The organism is Nocardia sp. XZ_19_385 (assembly GCF_015355755.1).
GTDB lineage: Bacteria > Actinomycetota > Actinomycetes > Mycobacteriales > Mycobacteriaceae > Nocardia.
Genome location: NZ_JACVEE010000003.1, coordinates 137,205 through 163,055, shown reverse-complemented (window position 1 = coordinate 163,055; position 25,851 = coordinate 137,205). Strand labels below are relative to the sequence as shown.

Below are 25,851 nucleotides of genomic sequence, written 5' to 3'. Positions count from 1 at the left end.
CATCGATGGCCCGGTGAATGTGGCCGCCTGCAACTGCGCACCCGATTCGACTCTCACCGCAGCTCGTAGGAGGCCATGGCAGTGCGCACCGCTGGTGAGAACAGTCGGGGGCCTAGCGCGTCGGAGTAAGCCAAGCCCTCGGCCGATAGTCGCAACCGCGATGGCCCAGCAGCCGTGTCCAGCCAGCCCAGAGCGGCGAACTCGTCGAGTTCCGCGGCGAAGTGCTCGCTAGGATCGGCACCGAAGCGGGTGCGGTAGCCGACAACATCCATCCCCTCGGCCTGCAACAGCGATTGCAGCAGATGCCGCCGCCGGGCTTCGTCCTCGTCGATCCTGCGGCCGACTTCGGCTCGGCTGAACTCTGTTGTCCGCGTGTAACTGTCGATAATCCCCCGGACCTCGCGCGGCGCTACCGCGTAGTCGAAGGAGTAGTGCAGGCCCGCGGTGTAGGAGCGGGCGCCGCAGCCGAGACCGATCATGCCGTCGGTTTGGCAGGCGTAATCGCCGGGGCCGATAGAGGGCGCACCGATGCGCTGGAACATGCGCATCGAGGTCTGCTCATAGCCGTTCTCAAGGAGCAGGTCGCGACCAATGCGGTAGAGGCGCAGGCGCTGCTCGTCCCAGTCTTCCTCGGCGGCAGTGCCGAGTTTGCCGAGTCCGGTCAGCGGGCGCACGTACAGCGGGTAGAGGTAGAGCTCCTCGGGCTGCCACGCCAGTGCCGCCTGTAGCGAAGTGCGCCAGGTGTTTTCGGTCTGGCCCTCGATGCCGTAGATCAGGTCGATATTCAGTACCGGGATGCGGGCCGCCCGGATTCGCTCCAGCGCGGCCTCCACCTCGTCGCGGCGTTGTGGGCGCACCGCCGCCTTGGCTTCGCTGTCGATGAAACTTTGCACGCCGATGCTGACCCGGGTCGCGCCGCGCTCGGCCAGGACGGCGAGCCGGTCGGTGGTGGCGGTGGTTGGTGAGGTTTCCACCGAGAGCGGGATGGCTCGCAGGTCGGCGCCCATCCGCTGTTCGGCGATATCGCAGAGCCGGGTCAACTCGTCGGCGCTGAGATAGGTGGGTGTGCCGCCGCCGAACGCCGCCGCCGTGAACCGGGCGGGACGGTCGCCCAGGGCCGTCCGGACGGCGATCGCTTGGCGTTCGAGCGCGTCGAGGTAGCGGCCGGTCAGATCGTCCGGTGCGCCGATGCGGGTGAACAGATTGCAGAAGCCGCAACGGTATTCGCAGAACGGGATGTGCGCGTAGAGCGACAGCGCTTCGGTCGGTTCCTGCGCCCAGAGGTCGGTGAGGAGTGGCCGGTCGTCGAGCGGGCGGTATGCCGTCTTGTGCGGGTAGCCGTAGACGTAGCTCTGGTACGGGCGCGGGCGGGTCATCGTGGTCATGGCTGTGCCTCTAGGAAGAATTGGGCGTAGGGAACGGTCCATACCGATTCGTGGCCGAGGCGGTGCCCGGTGAACCCGTCCTCGCCGTAGGCGGTGCCGTGGTCGGAGCAGACGATGGCGAAACAGCGCCGCCGACTGCCGGCGGCGGCGAACAACCGGCCGATGTGGCGATCCACGTATTCCAAAGCGGCGGCGTGGGTTTCGCGTGAATCACCGGCTGCCTTGGTCGCACCGGAGCGGTAGAACCAATTCGGTTGATGCAGGGCGGAGACGTTGACGAACAGGAACAGCCTGCGCTCGGAGGGCAACGCGGCGACTACCTTTTCGGCGCGATTCACCTGTGCTTCGAAGGAATCCGGTGCGGCGACCGAGAACTCGGGCTCCCAGTGGCTTTCCTGGAACAGGCCGGGCAGCGTCGATCCCATCGGGCCCCGCTTGTTGAAGAAGCCCACGCCTCCGATGCACACGGTGCGATAACCCTCGGCGGCGAGCGCGGACACCAGATCCGGGGTGTCGAACACGAAAGTGCGGCCCGCTGTGGTCTCACTGCCCTCGAACCGCGCCGCGAACAGCCGCGGATGCGGGCCCGGCGTGGCGGGTGTCGGCAGGAAACCCGCGAACATCGCCTGATGGGAGGCGTAGGTGAAACTGCCGGGTGCGTGGCGCTTTTCCCACACGCCGTCCGGCAGGTGCCGCGCGAGGTTCGGCAGCCGGCCCGCGGCGGCGAGCTCGGCGGCGACGTCGAAGCGCAGGGTGTCGAGGGTGACCAGCAGCAGATCGTCGCGCCCGATCACCTCGTTCATATCCGGGTCAGGCATGCGTTTCGCTCCTTGTCCGGCGCCGGATCGCGGCGACCTGAGCGTCGTAGGCGTCTCCGGATTCGGCTCCCCCGCCCTCGAATCCGCGCAGACCCGGCAGCAGATCACCGAACGCGTTGACCTCGCCGACAGCGAAGCGCCGCCAGCCGGACGCGGGCAGCAGGTCCACGCCCACGCGGGAGAACCCGGGGAAGCAGGCTGCCGCTTGTTCACAGATCGCGACCGCCTCCGCCCAGCGGTCACCGATGGCCGCGCGGGCCGCGGCGAGATCGCCGCGAGCACCGCCGAGATGCAGGTTCGTCATCGGCCACCGGCTGGTCCGCACCACCGCGTGCGTGGCGCGGCCGTCGACCACGACGACCCGCAGGTCCGCGGTGCGGCCGTGCAGGGACGCTTTGGGCAGCCAGCGTTCGATGTGCAGGCCGTCCGGGGCCAGCGCGTCGACGATCGCGCCGACCTCCGCCTCGGTGGTGTAGGTGGCCACCCGCAGCGAATTGAACAGGCCGCCTTGCGCATCGCGCCGCACCGACGTGGTGGCCTGGACGCGCCCACCGCTCGCCGTCGCGAGAGCCAGCACGCCCGACGCCGAGGAACCGTGCGCGAGTTTCACGAAGGCACGCGACAATCCGGCGTCCTTCATCAGAGCGCGCACATCGCTCCAGCCACGGACGGGTGCCTGACTCCCGGAGGTCGGCGAAACCGGCACGGGGACACCGGCATTGGACAGCACACCGTGGCAGAGGCGCTTGTCGAACAGGACGGCGAGGTCCTCGGGGTCGTCGAGCAGCCGCGCCGCGTTCGACAGCCCACGGGCCGCCGCGACGAAACGCCGGTACCAGAGCGCCGAACCCTCCACCCGGGTCGGATCGGCGGCGTCACGCAGGACCCGATCGACCTCCGGATCCTCGCCGGGTGAGTCGAGGCGCACCAGCTCGCCGGGATGGAACTCGACGCGCCCGCCGAGCACGTCGAGCCACGACACCACCCTGGCCTCCGGGATTCCGGCCCGCCGCAAGGCATCCTGAAATCCGGTGACGCGCCGGTTCCCCGGGATCCCGACAATGGCGAGCGCGGGGCGGGCGTTCACTCCCCTACCGCGACGTAGCGCCACTCCCGATCGTCGTCTATCTCGGCTTCCTCTTCGTCGGAGAGGATCACCTCCACGCCGGACGGTTCCAGCGCCGCGGCCAGCCGCTTGCTCAGCGCCGAGCTGATGAAGTGGTGATGCAGATCGAGCGTCTTCAAATGGGTGAGCGGCTGGCCTTCCAGGAGCGCGGCGGCCCCTTCGTCGCCGAGCGTGCCCATGGACAGATCCAGGGTGCTCAGGCGAGCCACCACCGGCGCGGAGGCGATCGCGATGGCGATCTGGTCCTGAATCTCGCTGTTGCGCAGGGCGAGAGAGGTCAGGGCGGGGAACTGGGTGCCGGAAAGGATTGGTTCCAGATCGCTGACCTCCGCCGTCGCACCGTATTCGGAGGTGCCGAGCCAAAGATCCAGGCGCTCCAGCGCGGGCAGATCGCTCGCGGCGACAGCGCGGACGATCTCGACGTCCAGGCCGCCCGTCTGGACCGACAGCGACCGCAGCGCGGTGTGCTCGAAGGGGCGGAGCCGCATGTTCTCGCCGCCGCGGAAACCGAACTCCCGCAGCTTCGGGAAGGTTTCGAGCAGCGGTGTGACATCGGACTGATGGATCCAGGAGCACTCGTTCTCGTCGAAGGTGATATCGCCGACGAACAGTGCGCGCAGGGCGGGCAACCGATCCTTGGCCTCGACCAGCGCGGCGACGACCGGCTCGGAATCGTCATCGCCCTCGCCCCACACCCCGACGACGAGCGCGCGCACCGCGGTGCTGTCCACCGCGTCCAGGAAGCGGGCGAACGCGGCCGCCCACGTCTCCTTGCTGTCCCAGGGTTCGATGCCGATGCGCCAGGCCACCGCGCCGGGCGCGGGTAGCTCGACAGTCGTTGCGGCGTCGGGGAATTCGAACACGGGTAGTCCGTGGAATTCCTCCATGTGGTCGGAAATGGCCATTTCGCGGGCTCCCCATTACCTATCGATCCGATGTGCAGCAAGTTCTACCAGGAGCGTCCGACAGCCCTGCGGGCCGCCGTGAATTGTCGTACCCCACCGCTAGTTTCAGATGTGGGAGCCGGCGCACGGGGTGCCGGCTCGGAGGGAGAGAGCCATGTTCCGACAGGGTGATGTGCTGATCATGCCGATCGCGGAGCAGTCCGTGCCCGAGCGGTTCCAGCACGCCGCGGGCGAGCCGCGCGACGGGCGTGGCCGCATGGTGCTGGCGCTGGGCGAGGTCACCGGTCACGCGCACGCGTTGACCGCACCCGGGCGGCTGATCCGGACCGCCGGGCCCACCGCGCCCAAGCTGCTGCATCTACCCGAGGGCGGGCGGCTGGGGCACGAGGAGCACGCGCCGATCCCGCTGCCGAAAGGCTGGTACCGGGTGATCCGGCAGCGCGAGTACGTGCCCGGTTCGGTGCGCATCATCGCCGACTGACCTCTCCCAACCCTGAATCACAGAGCGGATTTTCATGCACACCATCGACAACTGGCGCACCGTCGCGGCCGCTACCGGACGGGCTGATCGGCCCGCCGCCGAAGCCGGAGTGCGGCGCGCATACACCGACGCCGGACTGCCCGAGCCCGCCCGGATCATCTGGGCCGATTCACCGGTCGCGGGTATCGCCGCGGTGCGCACGCTGGTGCATCCGGGGCGCAGCGTGCGCGAGTCCGTCCGCACCCTGCCCTGGGCCGCCGAACGCCAACGGCTGTTCACGGAATTGGGCGCCGACGGGTGGAGCGAGCTCTGGAACGCCACCGGTGCGCAACTCTGGGACACCACCCGTGAGCTGGCCGAGCGGATCCGCACCGGCGTGGTGGACGACATGCTCGGGCCTGCCGAAACCACGGAGGACGACGACGGCGCGGCACGCACGGCACGCGCCGCCGCCGAACGCGAGATTCGCATGGTGCTGCTGGACGCCGTGCTCGGCCAGCACGACGCACCGTGGCTGGCCGCGTTCGACGACTCCGAGCGTTTGACCGGCTTGGCGCAGATCGCACGCAGCGCGGGCTGGTGGTGGCCGTTCGAGAACGCGGTTGTCCTCTGTGAACGCCCCCTGCGTCTGGAGCGCGACGAAGCAGGTCGGTTGCACTGTGGCGACGGGCCCGCGCTGATCTTCCCGGACGGTTTCGCGCTGTACGCCTGGGCCGGAATGCCGGTCCCCGCAACCTTTCTCAGCGAACTGAGCGACCTCACCCCGGCGCGCATCCGTGACGAGGAGAACGCGGAGCTCCGCCGCGTCATGCTCGAATACTTCGGCTACGAGCGGTATCTCGCCGAATCCGGCGCCCAGCCGGTGCACCGCGACGAGACCGGAATCCTCTGGCGGATACCGCTGCCCGACGACGAGGACGTGGTCATGGTGGAGGTGGTCAACTCGACCGCGGAGCCGGACGGCACATTCCACACCTACTGGCTGCGCGTCCCGCCGAGTACCCGGACCGCCAAGGAAGGTGTCGCCTGGACCTTCGAATTGACGGCGGACAGCTACGAGCCGCTCCGCCAGACCTGAAGTCAGGCGAGGAAACTCGCGACGCTGCGGCGGATCTTGTCGACTGCCGCGGCGTCACCGCACCGCATCGCGGTGTTTGCCGAACTCAAGACCGCATCGATTTGAAAGGCGACGAGATCGGCGTCCAGTGTGCCGATCTCGCCCGCTTCCGTGGCGTGCCGCAGTTCGTCCGCGAGTGCGGTGATCCACTCCACTTTCGTGGCGGACAGGGCGTCACGGATCGGGCCGGGCACGCTGTCGAATTCCGCCAGGGTCGCGGTCCAGAAGCAGCCGCCCGCGAACAGCGGCGTCGCCGCGTACTCGATCCACCGTTCGACAAGCGCCCGAAGTCGCTGCGCCCCACTGGGTTCCACCTGCGCAGGCCGGACGACAGCATCGATGAACAGGCGTCGCGCCTGCTCGATGGTCGCCAGCTGCAGGGTCTCCTTGGTCCGGAACAGGGTCTGAATACCGGCTTTGCTCAGGCCGGTGTCGGTGGCGAGGCGTCCGAAGCTCAAGCCCCCGAGCCCTTCCAGCGACGCCAGGTCGACAGCCTGACTCAGCACCAGCTGCCGGGTCTTCGCTCCACGCAGCAGGCGCTTGTCGGTGACCTGCGCTTCCGCCCCACTCTGCATGCGGTCGATCGTACTCTCAGTTGTCAGCGTGCCGAACCCAGCCGATGTGCCAGCTGCTTCACCAGCTCCGAGGCGATGACCGCCTGGCCCGCCGTGGAGAAGTGGATGCCGTCGGCGCTGAGCAGGTTCGGCCGATTGTTGAAGTCGTGGTCCCAGAAGTCGGTCAGCACCGCGTCGAACTCGCTGGCCAACCGGCGCGTGATGTCGTTGAGCCGACTGAGCCGGTCATGCCAATCCGCGAACACGGGAACGACATACGCCCGGCCGAGCGTGAAAACCGTCAGTTGCGCTCCGGTCCCGGCGGCCAGCTCGTACATATGCCGCAGCTCCCGCTCGATCTCATCGAAGTCGGGATCGCGCCGGACGATATCGTTCGCACCGGAATTCAGGTGCAGCAGATCGGGGCGGAACGCGCGTATCCGGTCGAACTGCTCGGCCACGACCTCGGGCGTCCTCGCGCCGACCCGCGCGGTATTGAGGTAGGCCAGGTCCGGGCGCACGCTACGCAGAATTCCCTCGAACCGGTCACACCATCCCAGCGGCGCGTAACCCGGTGCAGGATCGCCGGTTCCAGCCGAGAGGCTGTCGCCGATCACCCCGAACCGCTGCCATGGCGCGTCGTAGAGCAGGGCTGCCGCCTCCACCGGCTGTAGGCAGAACGGGTCGGTTTCCTCTGTCATCGAAGGCATCGTCGTCGTCATAAATTAAGCATACGATCGACCGCACACTTATTGCAAGGAACACTGACCGGATCGCGCATCAGTCGATCCCCTGCTTGCTGGTGGCGGTCGCCCGCCACCAGACACGCTCAATGCATTGCGGGCGAACCATTTTGGTGATGCTGCAAATCCCACGGATCGTGCGCGTTGAACAGTGTGATCTGCTCCGGATGGGTGCGCGTCAGCTCGCGCAGCCGCGCCTGGGTGCCGAGTCGCAGGTCCCGATCGAATTCCGCGCTCTGCTGCAGGATGTCGAGAACCGGATGCGGCTGCGGCGGCAGGTCGAGCTCGCGGTGGTAGTAGTAGGCGTCACCACAGTGCAGCAGCCACCGATCATCCTGTCGCACAGCGACTCCCATGTGACCAGGGGTGTGACCGCGCAACGGGACGAGGCGGAAGTCCGGCCCGAGACCGACCGGGACGGCCGCGGTGAAACCGAACCATTCGTCACCGGGCTCCGGGTTGTAACTGACCCACTTCGGGCCGTGCGCCCAGTGCGCGGGCCGATACCGGCCGGCCGCCGATTCCGCCAGCGCCGCATCGAGTTCCGCGGCATGCACGTGCACCTTGGCCTCAGGGAAGTCGGGCAGCCCGCCGGAGTGATCCACGTCGAGGTGAGTGAGCAGGATATGCCCGACATCCCCGGCCGAATACCCGAGCCGCTCGATCTGCCGGACAGCGGTCTCCTGCTCGTCGAGCACCGGTTGCGCGAACCGCACCCAGTCCGCCTCCAAGGTTCCCTCCGGATCCCGCACGTTCGCCAATCCCAGCCCGGTCTCGACAAGCACCAGCTCATCGGCGGTCTCCACCAGCAAACAGTGGTTCACCGTGTGTGCCGGAGCGGCCTGCGCATATGTCCCTTCGATCTTCGCCATCGATCCGCAATTGAGGTGATGAATCTTCATGCCGCTAGTCTGTGACTTGAAGCGCACTTCAAGTCAAGGAGCACAGTGACCACTCCCCTGCTCGACATCGCCGAGGTGGCCGACCATTCCGGCCTGGCCGCCTCCGCCCTGCGCTACTACGAACAGCAGGGCCTCATCAGCTCCGCGGGCCGCAACGGCCTCCGCCGCACCTACACCGCCGACGTAGTCCCCCGCCTCACCCTGATCAACTGCGCCCGCCGCGCCGGTTTCACCATCGCCGAAATTCAGGCGTTCCTGCGCGCCACCCCTGATGACACCGATCTACGCACCCAACTGGCTACCAAGGCCAGGGAAGTCGAAGAAGACATCGCCCGCCTCATCCGGATGCGCGACGGTCTGAACCACGCCGCCACCTGCACCCATTCCCGGCTGGTGGAGTGTCCTGAATTCAAACGGACGCTGTCCACGCCGGATGCGAATTCGGCAGTTGGAGAATGCAATTCGATGTGTTGATAGCCCTCGCCCGGGCGACCCGCCCTGCCCCATAGGCCTGCTGGCACGCGGAGTCCGGAGGTGCCCAGGTAGCAGGGCCACCCCGGCGCGAATACGATGCGGCACCGCGCCATTCCGGTCGAGGTTGCGTTCCCGGTGACTTGCAGCGGCAGGATTACTCGCGGCACTCGGATGTCGTCATCACTGTCTCACTGCGCCGGAGAGTTCAACGACCGTCATTCGCATTTCGGCGACAGAATCACGCAACGCTGCGCGCACTGCGACCACTACCGGAGATCCGCCGGTGCCGCGACGGTAGGCGACTGACGTTCTGCGCCGCGCGGGCAAGGCTGACAAGACCACGCCCGGGGGCGGCGCCACGACACCGAGTTCCGGGACGAGCGCGACGCCTTGCCCTGCGGCAACGAGTGCGAGCACCGTCCCGAAATCGTCTGTGTGATGCCGGATTCGAGGGCTGAAGCCAGCGGCCTCGCAAGCGCGGATCGTCATTGTGTGGCACAGCGTGCCGGGTGTGCCCGCGATCCAGGCCGCATCGCGGCGGGCTGCCAACGGTTCGGGGCCTACGGCGGCCAGGTAGATCGTTTCCTCGAGCAGTGGCTCGCTGTCGATAGCCGGGTCGGGCTCGGCGGGGACGTAGTCGTATTCCTGCACGAGCGCGACATCGAGCGTCTCCGCGCGCAAGGCCTGCGGCACCGTCGCCGGATCCACCTCGGCCACCATCAGTTCCAGCTTCGGGTGTTCCCGACTGAGCGCCACCAGTGCCGGGGACACGATTGTCGGAACCGCGGACGGGAACGCGCCGATTCGTAATGGCCCCGCGAGTTCGCCTTGGCCTGCGGCCAGGTCGGCTTCAGCCCGGGCGAGCGCTGCGAAAATCGTCTCGGAATGTTCCACCAGGGTGAGTGCGGCGGCGGTCAGCTCGACGCGGCGACCGGTCCGTTCCAGCAGGACCACACCGGTTTCGCGTTCCAAAGCAGCCAGCTGCTGAGATACCGCGGACGGCGTGTAGGACAGCGCTTCAGCGACCGCGGCGATAGTCTTCCGATGGGCCAGTTCGCGCAGCAGTCGCAACCTTCGAACGTCGAGCATCAGCTCAGCTTAAGCTCACTTGTAGAAATATGAACTAGACCTGACGCATTGGCCAGGCCACGCTGAGAACATGACATTCACCGGCCTGTTCGTCCCCCTCGTCACCCCATTCACCGCCGGTGACGACATCGCCACCGATGCTCTGGAAGGCTTGGCGCACACCGTCCTCGACGCCGGGGCCACCGGCATCGTCGCCCTCGGCACCACTGCCGAAGCCGCGACATTGACTGCCGAAGAACGCCAACTGGTCCTGGAGATCTGCGCCCGCGTCTGTACGGAACGCAACGCTCCGCTCATCGTCGGCACGGGCTCGAATTCCACCGCCGCGTCCATCAATTCCCTTGCAGCCCTGAGCACCTCGGTCGCCGCCGCTCTCACCGTCGTCCCCTATTACACGCGACCCTCCGAAGCGGGAGTACTTGCCCACTTCCGCCAACTCGCCGCCACCAGCCCCGTCCCCCTCATCGTCTACAACGTCCCGTACCGCACCAGCCGAACCCTGAGCGCCGATACACTCGACGCACTCGCCCGAATCCCCAACATCGCGGGCTTCAAGCACGCCATCGGCGGCATCGACGACACCACAGTCACCTTCATGAGCACCCTCGCACCCGGCATCGACGTCCTCGCCGGCGACGACCTGCACGCCGCACCGCTACTCGCCCTCGGCGCCTCCGGCGGCATCCTCGCCTCCGGCAACGTCGCACCCGCCGCCTTCACCGCCCTGATATCCGCTTGGCGCACAGGCACATTGACCGAAGCCCGTCCCCACGCCCACCGCCTCGCTCCGCTCTCCGCAGCCCTGTTCGCCGAACCCAACCCCACCGTCATCAAAGCCGTCCTCGCCGCCCGAGGCCAGATTCCGACCCCTGCGGTGCGCCTCCCCCTCCTACCCGCCAGCGAACCCGCGGTTACGGCCGCACTCGAAGCCCTCAGCCGAATCACCGAATTCGACGAGGTTGTTCCGACGGCGTCCTACCGGTAACCGACTACGGCCAGGGGTCTCGCGGCAGCGCCGCCGCGGTCACAGTGCAGGCGAGTCCGCGCAGCTCAGCGGGGACCAAGCACGGAGTGCGGCGTCCTTCGAAGCTGTCCAGGACCACACCATCCGGCCACCACACCCGGTAGCGCATCCAGCAACGCTCCTGGTCGTCGTCGGCCGTGGGTGCGGGCAGGTCGCGCTGGGCGCGGTGGGCGAGCTCGTCCAGGGCGGCAGCTACTTGCGCGGGGCTGCCGGTATTGCCGACCTGCCACCACGCGGACTCGGAAAGGGCGCCGGCGCGAGTGATCTCGACCCGATAGATCAACTGAGGCGCCGCCTCAGAGACGGTCATACCGGACAGACTGCCAAAAGCAGACCGCATGGTCCAGTACCGTTGGTGGCGCGTCTTATTCAATCGAGCTAATTCGCGGCTACCACGATTGCAGTGGCGTTGTCGTTGCCACCCGCGGCCTCGGCAGCGTCCAACAGCCGCCGAACCATGATCTCGGGCGATTCCTCGCTCCCGAGGATGTTCCGAATCTGTTGATAGACGACCTGTTCAGCGACGCCGTCACTGCACAACAAATACCGGTCACCAGGCCGCACCGTCACGCTGAAGACATCCGGCTCCGTGTGCGCCCCTTGGCCGATATAGCGCGTCAGGTGATACCGCGCTGCGGCGGCTTCGCGCGAATCGAACGAATACCAACCGTGCACGGCACCCAGCCACGCCATGGTGTGGTCGACGGTCAACAGCTCCAGCAACCCATCCCGCAGCCGATACACCCGCGAATCCCCGATCTGCGTAATCCAGAACCCGTCGGCCGACTCCGTCAACGCCGTCAAGGTGCACCCGGCAAGATCTTTCACCTGCCTGCCGATCTCGCCCACCCGTTGCTGCGCGAGCGCGACCGCGTCCCGCAGCACCTCCGCGTTGATCGCACCGGCGCTACTAGTCCATTGGACGAAGGTGTCGACTGCGACCCGCCCTGCCAACGCACTTCCCTGCCCGTCGCCCATCCCGTCCGCGACCACGGCCAGCAACGGTTCCCGCCCCAGGTGCACGACATCGAAGTTCGCCCGATACCGATTCCCGATCTCACTCCCGGCCGCAACCATCACGGACTTCCGCAACCCCGACCTCCAACATTCAAAACTTGTCGCGAGCGACCCTCAGCCGACCGCGTCCTGGAACAGGGCGGCTGCGGCATCGGCGGCGGGATCGATCAAGCCCGCTTCGTCATAGAAGTCGATCTGGCCGGCGGAGTCCAGCCACAGCTCGGATTTCGGCGCTGCCACGGTGGCGTAGAACTTGCGGGCGAGGGCGGGGGCCAGAGCGCGATCGGAGTGCACGAGCAGGAACGGGACCGCCAGTCTGGCGGCCGCCTCCTGAGCATCGAAACCGGCTGTGTGTTCATAGGATTCGACGGCGAAGGCATTGCTGTAGTTGGGTACGGCTCCGCGCGGCGTGCCGTAGTACTCGAACGCTTCGCGCAGCGGCATCGCCACGTCGCCGTTGTCCACCGCCACCGCCGGGATCGTCTCGACGAAACCGGTGGCCAGGCGGCGCTCCCGGGCGCGGCGGCCGCGCTCGATCACGGCTGGGTCCGGCGCGGCGGCGGGGTAGACCCCCGCGATCCCGGCGAAGGCCCGCAAGCGCGGATCGTCGGCGACTGCGCGCGCCATGTAACCGCCACCGGCACACACACCCAGCCCGACCACCAGCTTCCCCGCCAACCGCTCGTCGAGCCGCAGCGCCGACACCGCCGCAGCGATATCGGAAGCCTTACCCAGCGGATCCTCCAACTGCCTGGGCGTGCCCCCGCTCGCACCGAAGGTTCGGTGATCGAAAGCCAGCGCCGCAAAACCACGCCGCGCCATGGCCGCCGCGTACACGCCCGCCGCCTGCTCTTTGACCGAGGTCAGCGGACCGGTCGTCACCACGACCGCGGTCGGTGCCCCCGCAGGCAGATACAGCGTCCCCTCGAGGCGATCGCCGGCGTGGGCAATAATGAACGGGACTGTGCTGATAGTCATTTCCCGACGGTAGGCCCGGTAGTCGACCAGCGGTAGAAGGCACTTTGCGGTGCCCTTCGGGGAGGAAGCGAGATGTCCCTGGTGATTCCGGACGTGCTCGAGGAATCGTGCACGACCCGGCAGGCATTGGAGCGGCTATCCGCGAAGTGGCGCATCCTGCTGATCTACGCGCTGCTGGACGGACCCCAGCGACCCGCCCGGCTGCGGCAACGACTGCCCGGCATCACCCAGAAGGTGCTGACCGAGACCCTGCGCGGCATGGAATCCGATGGCTTGGTCGATCGGCACGTCTATAAGCAGACCGCTCCGCAGCACATCGAATACACCCTCACCGCGCTCGGGAAATCCCTGGAGACACCCCTGGCGGCCATTTGCGCATGGGCGATCGAACATCCCGCGAGCCCGTCGGCCTGAGAGCAGTACTCCGGTATGAGCTCGTGTCCACCGATCGGTGGACACGAAGTTCGACCGGTCGGGGCTGTCGGCGATGCCGGGTAACCGAGCAGCATTGCGGATATGCGAAATCGCTTGGTAGCCATAGCCGGTTGGAGTGCGGCCCGCCCGTGGCCGGCCATTGTCGGATGGTTTGTATTCGTGGCGCTGTGCCTCGGGATCGGGATGGGCATCGGCGGGAAGCCCGCGACCACCGAGGACTTCTGGATCGGCGAGGCAGGGCGCGGTGAGGCGATCGCCACCTCGGGTGGATTGCAGCAGCGGCCGGTGGAGCGCGTGCTGATCACCAACCACGGGACGCGGCTGGATGCGGCCGCCGACAGCGCGGCGCGGGAGATCAGCGACCGGATGCGGGCGCTGCCGGAGGTCGAATCCGTTGCCGCGCCGGTGTATTCGACTGACGGGTCGGCCTTGCGAGTCGATGTGACGATGGTCGGCGGGGAGCTCGAAGCCGATCATCATGTGGCGGCACTGCGGGCGCAGACCGAGCTGGTGCAGCGGGCGAACCCGGGGCTGCTGATCGAGGAGACGGGTGGGCCCTCTGTCAGCAAAGCGACCGACGCGTTGCGGGCACGGGATCTGACTCGTACCGAGATGATCGCGGTGCCGGTCACTCTGCTCACACTGCTGGTGGTCTTCCGGTCGGTGGCGTTGGCGCTGGTGCCGTTGCTGCTGGCATTTTCCTCCATCGCCGCCGCCGTCGGGTTGTCGATGCCTGCCTCACATCTGTTCCCGGACAACGGAGTCGGTACCAGCATCATCCTGCTCATCGGGCTGGCGGTCGGCGTCGACTACACGCTCTTCTATCTGAAGCGGGCGCGAGAGGAGCGCGCTCGCTCCGGCGGCAGGCTGAGCTCCCGGGCGTTGGTCGAGATAGCCGCCGCGACCTCGGGCCGGGCCGTCGTGGTGTCGGGACTCGCCGTCGCGGTCTCCTCCGCGACCTTGTATCTGGCCGATGACGTGATCTTCTCCTCGATCGCCACCGCCGCGATCCTGGTCACGCTGGTCTCGGTGGCCAGCTCGCTCACCGCGCTGCCCGCACTGTTGACGGTGCTCACCGATCGGGCCGGGCGGGCCGCATCCGTGCACCGCGAATCGTCGCAGGGCGGACGATTCACCGGGTTCGTGTTGCGCAGGATCGCGGCGAAGCCCGCTGCCGCACTGATTGTTTCAGTGCTCGCCATGCTCGGGCTCACGGCACCGCTGCTCGGCCTCGAACTCACCGATATGGGACGCGAAACCCACCCACGCATCATTCCGGCCATGCAGACCTTCGATCGACTGAATGCCGCCTTCCCGGAGCTGAAGTCGATGCACCAGATCGTCGTGACGGCGGACCCGGCACTGGCGAACGACGTCTCGAACGCGCTGCGCGCCTTGGCCGAACGGGCCGCGGACGACCCGGTGCGGATCGGCGCCGCCCAGCTGCGCACCTCGGCCGACGGCCGCGTCCAACTGCTGGAACTGCCTGTGCCGCACTATGTCAGCGACCGTGCGGCGCAGCAGTCACTCGAACGAGTCCGCGCGGACTACGTGCCGGCCACGCTCGGCGCACTCGGGGATGTCGAATACGCGGTCACCGGCGACGTCGCCCGCTACGCCGACTATCCGGAGCATCAGAAGCAGAAACTGCCGCTGATCATCGCGGCGCTGCTCCTGGTGACCTTCGCTCTGACCGCCGCGGCATTCCGCTCCCTCGTCCTCGGCGTGATCGGTGTGGTGCTGAACCTGCTGTCGGCCGGCGCCGCGCTCGGCCTGCTGACCTTGGTCTTTCAGCACACCTGGGCCGAAACCCTGCTCGATTTCGACTCGACCGGCACGATCGGATCCCGGGTTCCGTTGCTGCTGTTCGTGATCCTGTTCGGCCTGTCGATGGACTATCAGGTCTTCGTGCTGAGCCGGATCCAGGAAGCCGTGCAGAACGGTGCGCCCACCCGGCAAGCCGTGCTCGAGGGTGTCGGCGGTTCGGCGGGTGTGGTCACCAGCGCCGCGTTCGTCATGGTGACGGTATTCGCCAGCTTCGTCCCGCTGCACATCATGGAGATGAAGCAGATGGGCTTCGCGCTCGCGGCGGCCGTGCTGCTCGACGCGTTCGTCATCCGGATCGTGATCCTGCCTGCGCTGCTACTGCTCCTGGGTGATCGAACCTGGTGGCCGGGATCCCCTGCGGTCACCAACGCAGGCCGTGTGCCGGTGAAAGTAGGCTGATCGAAATGGACCAGCTACCACGTACCGACGACCGGATACGGATCCTGCGGCGGTGGTACAACGGCTGCTGGATGCTGTTCGGCCTGTGCCCACCGGCGGTCGCCGTGCACGACCGCATCGATGCCACCAAGTACGGCACGTGGGCGCTGGTCGCCGTGCTCGGCGTAGGTTTCCTGATCCTGCAATTGTTCCCCCGCAATCCACTGGTGCGGCCGAGCGGCTTCCTGGGGCTGCTCGTCCTGGTGCTCGGTGCGACGGCGACCCTGCTCGACGGCGGTGCGGCGTTCTTCATCGTGTCGCTGCCGATGTTCTGGATCTACAGCCGGACGCCACGGCAGGCGATCGGCTACCTCGTCGCAGGCGCGGTGGCCACGCTGATCGGAACAGTCGCAGGACCGCCGGTGTCGCCGGGCAATGCGGTGTTCACCCTGATCGGTTTGGCGGGCGGCGTGCTGATCGGGCTGTGGATGGACCGGGTGCTCGCGCAGAGTGATGAGCGCGCCCACGTCCTCGGCGCGGAACTGGAACGCACGCAATCGGAATTGGCCGTGGCGCACCAGCGGCAGGGCGCGGCCGAGGAACGCGAACGGCTCGCACGCGAAATCCACGACACGCTCGCCCAGGGCTTCGCGTCCATCATCGTGCTGGCCGAGGCGGCCCGGAGCGGCATCGAGAACGATCCGGCGGCCAGCGCCAAACAGCTGCTGTCCATCGAACGCACGGCACGCGAGAACCTCACGGAGGCAAGGGTTCTCGTCGGGGCTGCTCCGGCAGGCGGCGGCGCGACCGCGGGGATCGCGCAGTCGCTGCGGCGCATCCTGGATCGATACGTCGAGGACACCGGGCTGATCGTGCACGCCGAGCTGGCCGACATCGAATGCGATCAGCCCACCCGGATCGCTCTGCTGCGCTGCACTCAGGAATCGCTGGCCAATGTGCGCAAGCACGCGGGGGCGAGCACCGTGAGCGTGGTCCTGGCTCGCGGTCCATCCGGCCTGGAACTCGAAATCACCGACGACGGAATCGGATTCACCCCGAACGAGGCCCGCGGCTTCGGCCTGAACGGCATGCGCAATCGCCTCACCGAACTCGGCGGTGAACTCACCGTGACGAGTTCACCCGGCGAAGGCACCCGCATCTTCGCGTCCCTACCCTCGAATGATCGGAACTGACATGGCCGAACGCCTCCGCCTGATCCTCGCCGACGACCACGAGGTCATGCGCGCGGGCATCGCGGCCCTGCTGGCCCCCGAACCGACCATCGAGATCGTCGGCGAGGCGGCGGACGGCAGCGAGGCGATCGCCCTCGTCGAACGCCTGAAACCCGATGTGGCACTGCTCGATCTGCGCATGCCGGTCCTCGACGGCGTCGCTGCCACCCGCGAAATCGCCGACCGCACCACCACCCAGGTACTGATCCTCACCACCTACGACACCGACGCCGACATCGAACGCGCCATCGAAGCCGGAGCCATCGGCTACCTGCTCAAGGACACCAGCCGCGACCAACTCGTCGACGCCATACACGCCGCATCCCGCGGCCGCACCGTCCTGGCCCCGCGCGTCGCCGAACGGCTGGTCGCACGCATCCGCCGCCCCGACCCGGTCACCCTGACCGCCCGCGAAATCGACGTCCTGCACGCGGTCGCCGACGGCCTGTCCAATCCCGACATCGGCAAGCGCCTCACCATCGCCGAAGCCACCGTCAAGACCCACCTGTTGCGCATCTTCGCGAAACTCGACGTCAGCGACCGCACGCACGCCGTCGTCGTCGCCATGGACCACGGCCTGTTATCCCGACCCCCTCGATAGCTGCACCGGTTATGCCCCGACCTCCAGGGTGGACCGCGCGATACCGCTGCCATCCAGGATGGTTCGCGCGACCAGCGCGGGATCGTCGGACATCGGCACATGCCCGCATCCGGGCAACGTCACCCAGCGAGTGTGCGCGGGCAGTTCCTCACGCAGCTGGCTGACACCGCGCGTCAACATCCGGTCGTGCGTTCCGAACGCGACGGTGACGGGCACGTCGATCTCCCTGCCGTCCTCGAACCGCAGCGGACGCGCATGCCGCACCGCCAGCCGCAAGGCGACACGGGAACGGTCCAAATCCCGGACCATGAGCATCCCTTCCCGCCGCGACATCCGCTCGGGGTGCCGGACCACCAACGACAGGCCGGTATGCCGGATCAACGGCACGGCCATCCACCCGATTCCTGGACCCCGGGTCAGCATGCCCCCCAACAGAAGCGCTTGGAACTGCGCGAACAGCAGCGGCGGCATACCGTCGGTCCACAGACCCGCCGGCGCGATCGCGACCACCGACCGCGCCATCCCCCGCTTGGCCGCCTCCAGCGCGAACCAGCCGCCCATCGAGTTCCCCGCCACATCCACCGGACCATCGAACCCGAGCCGCTCGAACTCCCCCGCCAACTGCTCCATCGCCCAATCCATGCTGAAGTCGACGCGATCGGGCAGCGGCGTCCTACCGAATCCAGGGAAATCCAAGGCGATCACCCGCCGACGCTCAGCCAGCCGCTCGACCACCGGCAGCCAATTCCGCGCACTCCCACCCGCCCCGTGCAGCAGCACCAACGGTCGTCCATCTCCCCGGTCGATGCGATTCCATGCACTCATCAGCCAGCTCCTTCGATGGCAGCCGCGGCGTTCCGCGGACAGATACATCCCAGCCTGCCGACCGCCACCACCGCCCACCATCACCTAGCCGACGAAGAATAGGCATCCGTGTTGTGCGCGATGCCAACCGAGCGCACGCCGAAGGCGTTCCCCGTGGATCGGCCAATTTCCTTGACCCTCACATAGATGTGAGGTCCTAGCGTTACGGCATCCACTATCCGCAGCACAACCCTGGAGATGTCAAATGTCTACGCCAACAACACCTTCGGTCACCATTCTCGGGCAGGGCGTGCGGGCTGCAGGCCTAGCGCGGATTCTCGCCGACCACACCCTGGTCACGGTCTGGGACGAGAACAGCGACGTCCGCGTCCAAGCAGCCGTTACCTCCGCTGCGGTGATCCTGCTGTGCACGGACGACCCCGAGGCCGCAGCTCGGATCCTCACCCACGCCGATCCGCACCTCGCATCCCGAGATGTCGTGAACCTCACCTCGAGCACCGAATCGCAAGTTCGGCAGCTGGCTACCCAGGTGACCGCGCGCGGCGGACGATACCTCGGCGGTGCGCTCATGGGGCACCCCGAGCATGTCGGGAGATCCGAGACTGTGCTCGTCTACAGCGGCTCGCCGGACCTGTTCCAGCAACACCGGCAGGTGCTCGAAACACTGGGTAGCGCAACCTTTCTGGGATCGGATCCGGCCACCGCCACGCTCTATGAGACCGCCATGCTCAACTTCGCGTGGGCGACCCTCGTCGGATATCTCCACAGCGCCGCGCTGCTTCGCACGGCCGATATCCCGGCAATGACGATGACACCGCTGCTGACCCACTGGATGTCGACGACGATCGCGCCTGTGATCAGCGACTACGCACAGCAGATCGACGGCCGTCGCTATCCGGGCGCGGAGGAATGGCTCGAGCTCGACGCTCCGCTCATGGATCACCTGATACAGACCGCCGAAGAGCGCGGCGTCGACCCCAGACTTCCTCAGCTGGTCAGGTCCCTGACTCGCGCCGGCATCGCCGCGGGTTTCGGCGCGCAGAGCTTCGCCAGCCTCATCGAGATCGTCCGCACGCCGACTGCCGAGCGCTGAACACTTACCACCACTGCGTGATGGCACCGATCTGCCGACCCAGCTCCGGGGCGAGGGTGCGGGCGAAGCTGGCGGAGATGTGGTGTTCGTCGCGGTAGACCAGGATGTTGCCTTCGGCGGCGAGGCAGCGGTCGGGGCGGCAGATGGCGTCGGTGAGGTCGACGGGGAAGACGTTGGGGTAGGCGGAGGCTGGTTGGGCGGCGGGATTTTCGGGGGTGAGGGCGGTGGCGCGGTCGATGCCGCAGCTGTAGGCGGTGCCGCGGTGGGCGAGGCAGTCGAGCGCGCGATAGGTGACGCCGTCGCGGCGCGGCCAGGGGGTGTCGCGGACGGCGAGGACGTTGAGGGCGCGCTCGGACAGGGCCGACCAGATGTCGAGGTATTCGGGTGGGACGGTGTCGCCGTCGTCGGTTCGCGGACGGGTTGCGGTGAGAAAGACCCAGTCCGGGCGCTCGCCGGCGAGCCGGTCCAGGACCTCGACGGACCATTCGCGGCATTCCGGGAACGGCGCCAGCGCGTAGGAGGGCTCGTCGACCAGGGTGAGCGGGCAGCCCTCCTTGAGGTAGGTGACGATGCGGAATCGGTGTTCGGCGGCAAGGACTTCCAGCGTCGGCAGCCAGTGCTCGGAATGCGAGCCGCCGACCAAAGCGATGGTGCGTGCGGCGTTTTCGTCACCGTAAGTGCAGACGCGGACGTCGCGATTCGGGGTGATGCAGCCGTCGGAGGTGGGCCGTGGCGCGTCCTTCTGCGCTTCGAAGACAGTGGGACGCATGCGCTCGGGCTCGGCCACCGCTCCGGCGAAAAGCACTGCCGCACCCGGATACTGGACGGCATCGAGGGCTTCGGGCGCATGCGCCGGATTGGCCTTCAGCACCGCCTGCCAGCCGAGCGCCGCGACAAGCACCCCGACACCGGCCATCGCGGTCACGAACCCGACGCCGCGCCGATAGCGCATGCCCTCGGTGTAACCGCGCTGCCGCAGCGGAGTTTCGACATACCGCTCGGTGAGCACCGCCAGCACCAGTGATACCCCGACCACCAGCAGCCCACCTTGCAGTCCGGGCGTCACCTTCCCGTACTGGGCCAGGTAGAAGATCAGCACCGGCCAATGCCACAGGTACAGCGCATAAGCCAGCCCACCGAGCCGCACCAGCACGAGCGCGGCCAGCAGCCGATTCACCCACGGCGCCGTCCCCATCCCCGAAACGATCAGCGCGACAGCGGCCGCGACCGGAAACAGCGCCGCAGGTCCCGGAAACCGGGACGCACCGTCGATCAGCATGCCGCACGAAATCACCATGGCGAGACCGAGAATCGCCAGCACCGCTCGCGCCGAATGTGGAACCTTGATCCACGGCGCCGCCACCGCGAGCGCCGCACCCGCCAGCAGCTCCCAGGCGCGGGCGCCGCTGTCGTAATAGGTCCAGGCCTGATGCTGGGCGGCACCCTCGGCGGCGTACCAGAACGACACCGCACCCGCCCCGATCAGCCCCGCCAGCAACAGCATTCGCTGACCCGACCGCCGCGCCCACACCGCCACGACCACCAGAATCACCAGGTAGAACTGCGCCTGCACCGCCATCGACCAAAGGTGTTGCAGCGGACTGACGGACGGATCCGGCGCCAGATAGTCCAGCTCGGCCCCCGCCAGAAACCAGTTCTGATAGTAGAGCGCCGAAGCCAGCGTCTGCCCCGAGATGTCACCCCACTGCGTGTAGGGCCGCGCGATCGCCGTCGCACCGAGAACCGTGACGAGCACCACCGTGAGCGCGGGCAGCAGCCGCCGCCCGGTCCGCAGCAGCGTCCGCTTGATCTCGCTGCGGCGCACCAGCATTCCGGTGAAGAAGAACCCCGACAGCACCAGAAAAACGTCGACCCCGCCGGACACCCGCCCCATCCACACGTGGAAGACCACGACCAGCGCTATTGCGAGACCACGCAATCCGTCCAGGTCGTGCCGATACTCCGGTGCCACACTCGAATTCGCGACCCGCCGCACGGGCTCCGCGCGGCGCGGCAGCCGCGGCATCAGCATGCGGGCCCGCAGCCTGCCGCGGACATCGTTGTTCTTCGCGAGAGCACCGTCCAACTCCTCATGCCAACCGTCCCCGACCCGCATTCCGGGCAGGGTTTCGACCAGACTTCCGAGCGCGCTACTTGAAGCAGAGAATCACGATAGCCTCGGAGTTGCCCGAGCTAGATTAGGGGCAGGATCTCCGGGACTCCAACATTGTCCTCGGACCGGGCCGCATATTCGGCAATTAGGCGGTATGTCCGATTTCAGAACTACAACGGGTTCGCCTCAGGGGAGGATGCGGTGAGTGCGCTCAGAGCTTGTGCGCCTTGCGCAGCCGAGCTTCCAAACCGTCGAGCACGCACAGCAGCCCGAAGTCGAAGGACATCGCACGCGCGGCGGCGGCGTCCATGCCAACCTGCGATCGATAGTCGGCCAGCATTTCGGGGTACTCCGAGGCGAGGTCGTCCATTCGTTTGATGACCCCCGCCGGATCCATCTGGTCGCCCCCGAACGCCTTCGTAAACGCGATGTCGGGAATCACCTGCCCGAGCACGTAACACATCACCGTGCCACTGGCCATGTAGATATCGATGCCGCTGAACCCGGCCTGGATGAACGCCCGCCGCAACCGGTCGTTGAGCCGGAACGCGTTGGGCCCCAAGCTCGGAAAGCCGCCGATCAGCTCCGTCGACCACGGATGCGCGTAGAGCGTTCCGCGCAAGTTGTAGCCGAAGGTCGTGAGCAACTCCCGCCAGGACGACTCGTCGGGTTCCGGCGTCTCCACCATGCCCCAGACCTCGTCCAGCACCAGCTCCATCAGCTGATCCTTGTTGGCGACGTACCAGTAGAGACTCGTCGCCCCCGCACCGAGCTTCGCGCCTAGTTTGCGCATGCTCAGCGCCTGCGTGCCCTCCGCGTCGAGGATTTCGACAGCCGCCCGGACGATCTGGTCACGATCCAGCCCCGCCGCCTTCGCGGGACGGGGTTCGCGGGTGAAAACCGACGAGAACTGTTTGCTCACGGCACTGATCTTATATCGACTCGCACACTGTGCGAGTTTGTCGTACGGTGTTCTAGTGGAATCGAACACTGTACGAGACCCGCGTCGCTGGTGGGTCCTAGCTGTCCTCTGTCTGTCCCTGCTCGTCCTGATGATCGACGGCACCGTCCTCAACCTGGCCATCCCCTCGATGATCACCGAGCTCGGCGCCACCCCGTCCGACATCCAGTGGATCCTCGACGCCTACGTGCTGGTCTTCGCCGGACTACTGCTCACCGCCGGCAGCCTCTCCGACCGCTTCGGCCGCCGGAAAATGCTGATCATCGGCCTGACCCTGTTCGGCCTCGCCTCCTTCGGCGCGGTCCTGGCCACCGACCCCTGGCAGGTCGTCGCCGCCCGCGCGGCCATGGGCGTCGGCGGCGCGGTGCTCATGCCCTCGACCCTGTCCATCCTCATGACCACCTTCGACGAAGACGAACGGCGCACCGCCATGGCCGCCTGGTCCACCGTCTCCATGGTCGGCATCGTCCTCGGCCCCACCCTGGGCGGCCTTCTGCTGCAGCACTATTGGTGGGGCTCGGTGTTCCTGCTGAACATCCCCGTCGCCATCCTCGCCATCGCCGCCGCCTACCTGCTCATGCCCGAAACCTACGGCGACCAGCGCCCCGTCGACCCAGTCGGCGTCATCCTGTCGATCGTCGCCCTCACCTCCGCCATCTGGGTGATCATCGAACGCGAATGGAACCTCCCCGTGATCGCCCTCGCCGTCGTCGCCGCGGCCGGCTTCATCCTCTGGGAAAAACGCAGCGAACATCCGATGCTCCCGCTCGGCGTATTCCGCAACCGCGACTTCAGCGGCACCGCCGCCACCCTGCTCCTGATGGTGTTCGGCATGGGCGCCATCATGCTGATGCTCACCCAGTACCTGCAGTTCGTCCTCGGCTACGGCCCCATGAAAGCCGGCCTCGCCCTACTCCCCTACGCCGTCGCCGCCGCCGTCTGCAACGGCCTCGGCGCCACCCTCGGCAAAAAACTCAGCAACAAGACCCTCATCGTCTCCGGCCTGGTCATCATGTCCCTGGCCTTCGCCATCCTCGCCCTCAGCGAGAACTACACGATGATCCTGGCCAGCATGCTCGTCATGGGCATCGGCGGCGGCCTCGCCGGCCCAGCCGCCTACGCCTCCATCATGAACGCCATCCCCCTCGAACACGCCGGCGTCGGCTCCGCGATGAACGACACCCTCCAGCAAGTCGGCATGGCGATCTCCATCGCACTGCTCGGCAGCGTCCTGGCAAGCGTCTTCACCGACCACATGCCCTCCGAGGTCCCCGAAGCAGCGCGCGAATCCATCGGCAGCGCATTCCAACTCGGATACATCGAGCAAGCGAAGGAAGCGTTCACGACCGCGATGTCGTACGGCGCGTGGATCAGCGCGGGCTTCACCATCGCCGCGGCACTGCTCGGAATGGTGCTGTTGCGCACCAAGCCCGCGGCTACCGCCGAACCCACCAAGGAGGACGCCCCACTCCCCCTCTAGACGCCGACACCCCCGCCGGAACCAGGCGATTTGGTTCCGACGGGGGGTAGTGCGCTAATCTCTTCAAGCACCCGCTGAGCGGGAGCAACGGGCTGTGGCGCAGCTTGGTAGCGCACCTGACTGGGGGTCAGGTGGTCGCAGGTTCAAATCCTGTCAGCCCGACAGTAAAACCCCTTCCGACCTCGGTCGGAAGGGGTTTTTTCTTGGCCGGGGCGGCCCGGGATTCGAGCCATTCTCACAAAAATCTCACACTTTCGCCGTCGGGGCGCCCCGTGCCCACCGCTCGAGGGTCTCCCGATTGTCGGGCACCGTCTCGGGCCGATCGATGTAGTGGCGCTTGGCCACCGCGGTGGTGTTGCCCAGCTGGCGCGCCGCGCGTTCGGGATCGTTGGAGGCGTGATCGACCGCCGTAGCGGCCCCTTTGCGAAAGGTTCGCGGCGTGACCCAGGCGAAGACACTCCCGCGCGCGGCCCGCCAGGTCCGGCCGAAGTTGTTGGGGCTGCGGAACGTGCCGACCCGGGAGGGGAACAGCAACCCCAGCGGATTGGGCTGACCCGAGACCCGCAGGTATTCGATCGCCTCCCGGATAGCCTCGATGCTGTGGGCGGGCAGCAGGATTCGCCGCCACCCGTTCTCGGACTTGGGCGCGGGCTTGCGGATCCAGCCGCCCTTCTCACCCTTGGCTTCCACCAGAGTTCCGGTGATGTCGATGTAGGGGTCGGGTGCGTCGAGGTCGAGGTCGTCGAGCAGGAGCGCGAACACCTCGTAGGGGCGGATGCCCGTGCCGGTGATGACGTCGATGACCCAGACCAGCGACCAGTCGCGCGGTGGCCCGCTGCGGTAGGCCGGAGTGCCGGGGATCTCCTCTCCGCGTGCCCAGGCGCGAACCTGGGCCCGGAAAGCGGGCAGCGCGTGGTGGTCCTGGACCTTGCCCCGGGCCGCATGCTTGCGCGGTGCCATCTTCGCCACGCCCGCCATCGGATTGTGGGGTACCGCCCCGTGCCGGGTCGCCAAGCCCATCATCGCTGTGAGGATGATTTTGTGCTGCTTGGCTTTACGGCGCAGGCCCTTCGCGATCAGCGCCTTGAGGTGGCGATCGAGCACACCGGTGGTGGCCTGCCAGACCTGCAGACCACCCAGGGAGTTCTCGATCTTCACGGTCGCGGGATCGGCGCGCTTATCAGTGGAGACATAGATTTCCCGGCGGTAGTCCTCGATGTTGCCCGCTGTGATGGTGTCGTCGGCCTCCATCTCGGCAAGCAGCTCGGCGGCCAGATCGATCAGTTTGGTAGTACGGTCGATGGTTTCGCTGCCGCGGATCTCGCTGAAGTCTCGCATCGCCTCGGCGAGCTTGTTCCTGGCCTCATCGGCGCTGCGCCCAACCCGCTCAAGCTGGGTGGAGCCGGCGGGGCCGTAGTAGCGGACCGTGGTGCGCCAGCTGCCGTTCTTCTGCTTCTTCGGTTTCGTGACGTCGCCGAAGGTACCGACAGGCTTGGGTAGTCGCCCGCCCATGTCGATCCCCTTCCGTCGCAACTCGAAGCATTCGGCTAACTCACAGACATCCTTGCCAGGACGAGCTTTCGAGATCTGCGACGCGATTTCAAGATCGAATTGTTAGCCACCAGATAGCTTGCTTCTGGTAGTGGGCTCCCCCTTCGGACAGGGTCTGGCTGCACAGTCCAGCGGTCAGGTGTCAGCCAATCGCTGCCGCTCCCACGCCTCGAGATCGGCCTCCCGATAACGACGATGCCTGCCCATCCGCGCGAACCGCGGGCCACGACTCCTGCCTGCCCAGGCCGCCAACGTCTTCTTCGGGATCTTCAACCGCATGGAGACCTCATCCGTACTCAGCCACTGTTCATGCGCGCAGCAACAAGCACGCCGAGCGTGTGGCGGCGATGTCCGATCCACTTGCTCTTGTTCCCAGCCGACGAGGTCGGACAGCCGATAGCGCCGAAAGCGGCCTATGCGTGCATATTTCGGTCCATGCCCTGTGGAAGCCCAAGCCGCGAGGGTTTTAGGAGGGACCTTCAAGCGCGCAGCGACCTCGACCGTGCTGAGCCAGATCCGCTCAGCGACGCAATGGGAGCGCAGACCCTGGTACGAATCGGGCTTCGCTAGCCGACAGATCCCCTCAGGACCAAGGGCGGAAGATGGGACGATGGAGGACATGGCGCTCGCTCACTTTGTGAGCTGGTCCGCATGTCAATCCCAAAATCCATAGAACCCCGATTTTCGGTTGTGTGCAACCATCCATCTAACGGCCGGAGCATCCAGGCGCCACCGGGGAGAA

General features: G+C 67.1%; 27 protein-coding genes and 1 tRNA gene. 11 read left to right on the top strand and 17 right to left on the bottom strand.

Annotated features, from left to right (window positions below):
• Positions 1-53: 53 nt before the first annotated feature.
• From IBX22_RS24335 to IBX22_RS24320, 4 genes are read right to left on the bottom strand one after another with little or no spacing between them, the layout of a single operon-like run.
• On the bottom strand, positions 54-1,385 hold the full coding sequence (locus IBX22_RS24335) for an STM4012 family radical SAM protein (RefSeq protein WP_228539381.1): 1,332 nt from the start codon (positions 1,383-1,385) through the stop codon (positions 54-56).
• Positions 1,382-2,203, bottom strand: coding sequence for an STM4013/SEN3800 family hydrolase (locus tag IBX22_RS24330; protein WP_228539380.1), 822 nt, complete (start codon positions 2,201-2,203; stop codon positions 1,382-1,384). Before IBX22_RS24330 ends, IBX22_RS24335 begins: the two co-directional genes overlap by 4 nt.
• Complete coding sequence (locus IBX22_RS24325; protein ID WP_309234769.1) at positions 2,196-3,290, bottom strand: STM4014 family protein; 1,095 nt, start codon at positions 3,288-3,290, stop codon at positions 2,196-2,198. The genes IBX22_RS24330 and IBX22_RS24325 overlap by 8 nt, the downstream gene beginning before the upstream one ends.
• Positions 3,287-4,234, bottom strand: a complete 948-nt coding sequence (locus tag IBX22_RS24320; protein ID WP_194818033.1) for an STM4015 family protein — start codon at positions 4,232-4,234, stop codon at positions 3,287-3,289. Before IBX22_RS24320 ends, IBX22_RS24325 begins: the two co-directional genes overlap by 4 nt.
• 154 nt (positions 4,235-4,388) lie before the next feature.
• Between IBX22_RS24320 and IBX22_RS24315 the strand changes: the two genes are divergently transcribed.
• Together IBX22_RS24315 and IBX22_RS24310 are read left to right on the top strand one after the other, a co-directional pair.
• Positions 4,389-4,715: a hypothetical protein gene (locus IBX22_RS24315; RefSeq protein ID WP_194818032.1), complete on the top strand. Its 327-nt coding sequence runs from the start codon at positions 4,389-4,391 to the stop codon at positions 4,713-4,715.
• A gap of 34 nt (positions 4,716-4,749) precedes the next feature.
• On the top strand, positions 4,750-5,793 hold the full coding sequence (locus IBX22_RS24310; protein ID WP_194818031.1) for a DUF6745 domain-containing protein: 1,044 nt from the start codon (positions 4,750-4,752) through the stop codon (positions 5,791-5,793).
• 2 nt (positions 5,794-5,795) lie between these two features.
• On the opposite strand, the gene IBX22_RS24305 is transcribed toward IBX22_RS24310, so the two are convergent.
• The 3 genes from IBX22_RS24305 to IBX22_RS24295 form a co-directional block, all read right to left on the bottom strand.
• Positions 5,796-6,407 (bottom strand): TetR/AcrR family transcriptional regulator, encoded by a 612-nt coding sequence (locus IBX22_RS24305; RefSeq protein WP_194818030.1) that lies wholly within the window; start codon positions 6,405-6,407, stop codon positions 5,796-5,798.
• Between the two features lie 23 nt (positions 6,408-6,430).
• Complete coding sequence (locus IBX22_RS24300; protein ID WP_228539378.1) at positions 6,431-7,087, bottom strand: SGNH/GDSL hydrolase family protein; 657 nt, start codon at positions 7,085-7,087, stop codon at positions 6,431-6,433.
• A 128-nt stretch (positions 7,088-7,215) separates the two neighbouring features.
• Positions 7,216-8,031 (bottom strand): MBL fold metallo-hydrolase, encoded by an 816-nt coding sequence (locus IBX22_RS24295; RefSeq protein WP_194818028.1) that lies wholly within the window; start codon positions 8,029-8,031, stop codon positions 7,216-7,218.
• Between the two features lie 45 nt (positions 8,032-8,076).
• Between IBX22_RS24295 and IBX22_RS24290 the strand changes: the two genes are divergently transcribed.
• Positions 8,077-8,505 carry a MerR family transcriptional regulator gene (locus IBX22_RS24290; RefSeq protein ID WP_194818027.1) on the top strand — a complete coding sequence of 143 codons (429 nt, stop codon included), beginning with the start codon at positions 8,077-8,079 and terminating at the stop codon, positions 8,503-8,505.
• A 180-nt stretch (positions 8,506-8,685) separates the two neighbouring features.
• Here IBX22_RS24290 and IBX22_RS24285 read toward each other — a convergent pair whose 3' ends face one another.
• Positions 8,686-9,594, bottom strand: coding sequence for a LysR family transcriptional regulator (locus tag IBX22_RS24285; protein WP_194818026.1), 909 nt, complete (start codon positions 9,592-9,594; stop codon positions 8,686-8,688).
• A gap of 70 nt (positions 9,595-9,664) precedes the next feature.
• Between IBX22_RS24285 and dapA the strand changes: the two genes are divergently transcribed.
• Complete coding sequence (gene dapA, locus IBX22_RS24280) at positions 9,665-10,579, top strand: 4-hydroxy-tetrahydrodipicolinate synthase (protein ID WP_194818025.1); 915 nt, start codon at positions 9,665-9,667, stop codon at positions 10,577-10,579.
• 4 nt (positions 10,580-10,583) lie between these two features.
• Here dapA and IBX22_RS24275 read toward each other — a convergent pair whose 3' ends face one another.
• The 3 genes from IBX22_RS24275 to IBX22_RS24265 form a co-directional block, all read right to left on the bottom strand.
• A complete protein-coding gene (locus tag IBX22_RS24275; protein WP_194818024.1) occupies positions 10,584-10,928 on the bottom strand; it encodes a hypothetical protein in 345 nt (114 codons plus the stop codon).
• A gap of 68 nt (positions 10,929-10,996) precedes the next feature.
• The gene (locus IBX22_RS24270; RefSeq protein WP_228539377.1) at positions 10,997-11,710 is read right to left on the bottom strand and encodes a PP2C family serine/threonine-protein phosphatase; all 714 of its coding nucleotides are present in this window, start codon (positions 11,708-11,710) and stop codon (positions 10,997-10,999) included.
• A 39-nt stretch (positions 11,711-11,749) separates the two neighbouring features.
• Positions 11,750-12,613: an alpha/beta hydrolase gene (locus IBX22_RS24265; protein WP_194818023.1), complete on the bottom strand. Its 864-nt coding sequence runs from the start codon at positions 12,611-12,613 to the stop codon at positions 11,750-11,752.
• Positions 12,614-12,685: 72 nt separating this feature from the next.
• Between IBX22_RS24265 and IBX22_RS24260 the strand changes: the two genes are divergently transcribed.
• The 4 genes from IBX22_RS24260 to IBX22_RS24245 all read left to right on the top strand — a co-directional run bounded on the left by IBX22_RS24260 (position 12,686) and on the right by IBX22_RS24245 (position 17,086).
• On the top strand, positions 12,686-13,027 hold the full coding sequence (locus IBX22_RS24260; RefSeq protein WP_194818022.1) for a helix-turn-helix domain-containing protein: 342 nt from the start codon (positions 12,686-12,688) through the stop codon (positions 13,025-13,027).
• 102 nt (positions 13,028-13,129) lie between these two features.
• Entirely contained in the window at positions 13,130-15,274 is a 2,145-nt protein-coding gene (locus IBX22_RS24255; protein ID WP_194818021.1) for an MMPL family transporter, read from the top strand.
• Between the two features lie 5 nt (positions 15,275-15,279).
• On the top strand, positions 15,280-16,446 hold the full coding sequence (locus IBX22_RS24250) for a sensor histidine kinase (RefSeq protein ID WP_194818020.1): 1,167 nt from the start codon (positions 15,280-15,282) through the stop codon (positions 16,444-16,446).
• Position 16,447: 1 nt separating this feature from the next.
• Positions 16,448-17,086: a response regulator transcription factor gene (locus IBX22_RS24245; RefSeq protein WP_194818019.1), complete on the top strand. Its 639-nt coding sequence runs from the start codon at positions 16,448-16,450 to the stop codon at positions 17,084-17,086.
• Positions 17,087-17,095: 9 nt separating this feature from the next.
• On the opposite strand, the gene IBX22_RS24240 is transcribed toward IBX22_RS24245, so the two are convergent.
• Positions 17,096-17,911: an alpha/beta fold hydrolase gene (locus tag IBX22_RS24240; RefSeq protein WP_194818018.1), complete on the bottom strand. Its 816-nt coding sequence runs from the start codon at positions 17,909-17,911 to the stop codon at positions 17,096-17,098.
• A gap of 244 nt (positions 17,912-18,155) precedes the next feature.
• Here IBX22_RS24240 and IBX22_RS24235 point away from each other — a divergent pair, with 244 nt between their 5' ends.
• Positions 18,156-19,004, top strand: a complete 849-nt coding sequence (locus IBX22_RS24235; protein WP_194818017.1) for an NAD(P)-binding domain-containing protein — start codon at positions 18,156-18,158, stop codon at positions 19,002-19,004.
• Between the two features lie 4 nt (positions 19,005-19,008).
• Here IBX22_RS24235 and IBX22_RS24230 read toward each other — a convergent pair whose 3' ends face one another.
• Both IBX22_RS24230 and IBX22_RS24225 read right to left on the bottom strand, forming a co-directional pair.
• The gene (locus tag IBX22_RS24230; protein WP_228539376.1) at positions 19,009-21,120 is read right to left on the bottom strand and encodes an acyltransferase family protein; all 2,112 of its coding nucleotides are present in this window, start codon (positions 21,118-21,120) and stop codon (positions 19,009-19,011) included.
• 208 nt (positions 21,121-21,328) lie between these two features.
• Entirely contained in the window at positions 21,329-22,039 is a 711-nt protein-coding gene (locus IBX22_RS24225; protein ID WP_194818016.1) for a TetR/AcrR family transcriptional regulator, read from the bottom strand.
• 55 nt (positions 22,040-22,094) lie between these two features.
• Here IBX22_RS24225 and IBX22_RS24220 point away from each other — a divergent pair, with 55 nt between their 5' ends.
• Positions 22,095-23,558: an MFS transporter gene (locus tag IBX22_RS24220; protein WP_309234768.1), complete on the top strand. Its 1,464-nt coding sequence runs from the start codon at positions 22,095-22,097 to the stop codon at positions 23,556-23,558.
• An 88-nt stretch (positions 23,559-23,646) separates the two neighbouring features.
• A tRNA-Pro gene (locus IBX22_RS24215) sits at positions 23,647-23,720 on the top strand.
• Positions 23,721-23,804: 84 nt separating this feature from the next.
• Here the strand turns inward: IBX22_RS24215 and IBX22_RS24210 are convergent.
• The 3 genes from IBX22_RS24210 to IBX22_RS37570 form a co-directional block, all read right to left on the bottom strand.
• Positions 23,805-24,896 (bottom strand): hypothetical protein, encoded by a 1,092-nt coding sequence (locus tag IBX22_RS24210; protein ID WP_375540277.1) that lies wholly within the window; start codon positions 24,894-24,896, stop codon positions 23,805-23,807.
• Positions 24,897-24,945: 49 nt separating this feature from the next.
• Positions 24,946-25,101, bottom strand: a complete 156-nt coding sequence (locus tag IBX22_RS38565; RefSeq protein WP_375540276.1) for a primase C-terminal domain-containing protein — start codon at positions 25,099-25,101, stop codon at positions 24,946-24,948.
• A gap of 143 nt (positions 25,102-25,244) precedes the next feature.
• On the bottom strand, positions 25,245-25,730 hold the full coding sequence (locus IBX22_RS37570) for a helix-turn-helix domain-containing protein (protein WP_228539374.1): 486 nt from the start codon (positions 25,728-25,730) through the stop codon (positions 25,245-25,247).
• Between the last annotated feature and the right edge of the window lie 121 nt (positions 25,731-25,851).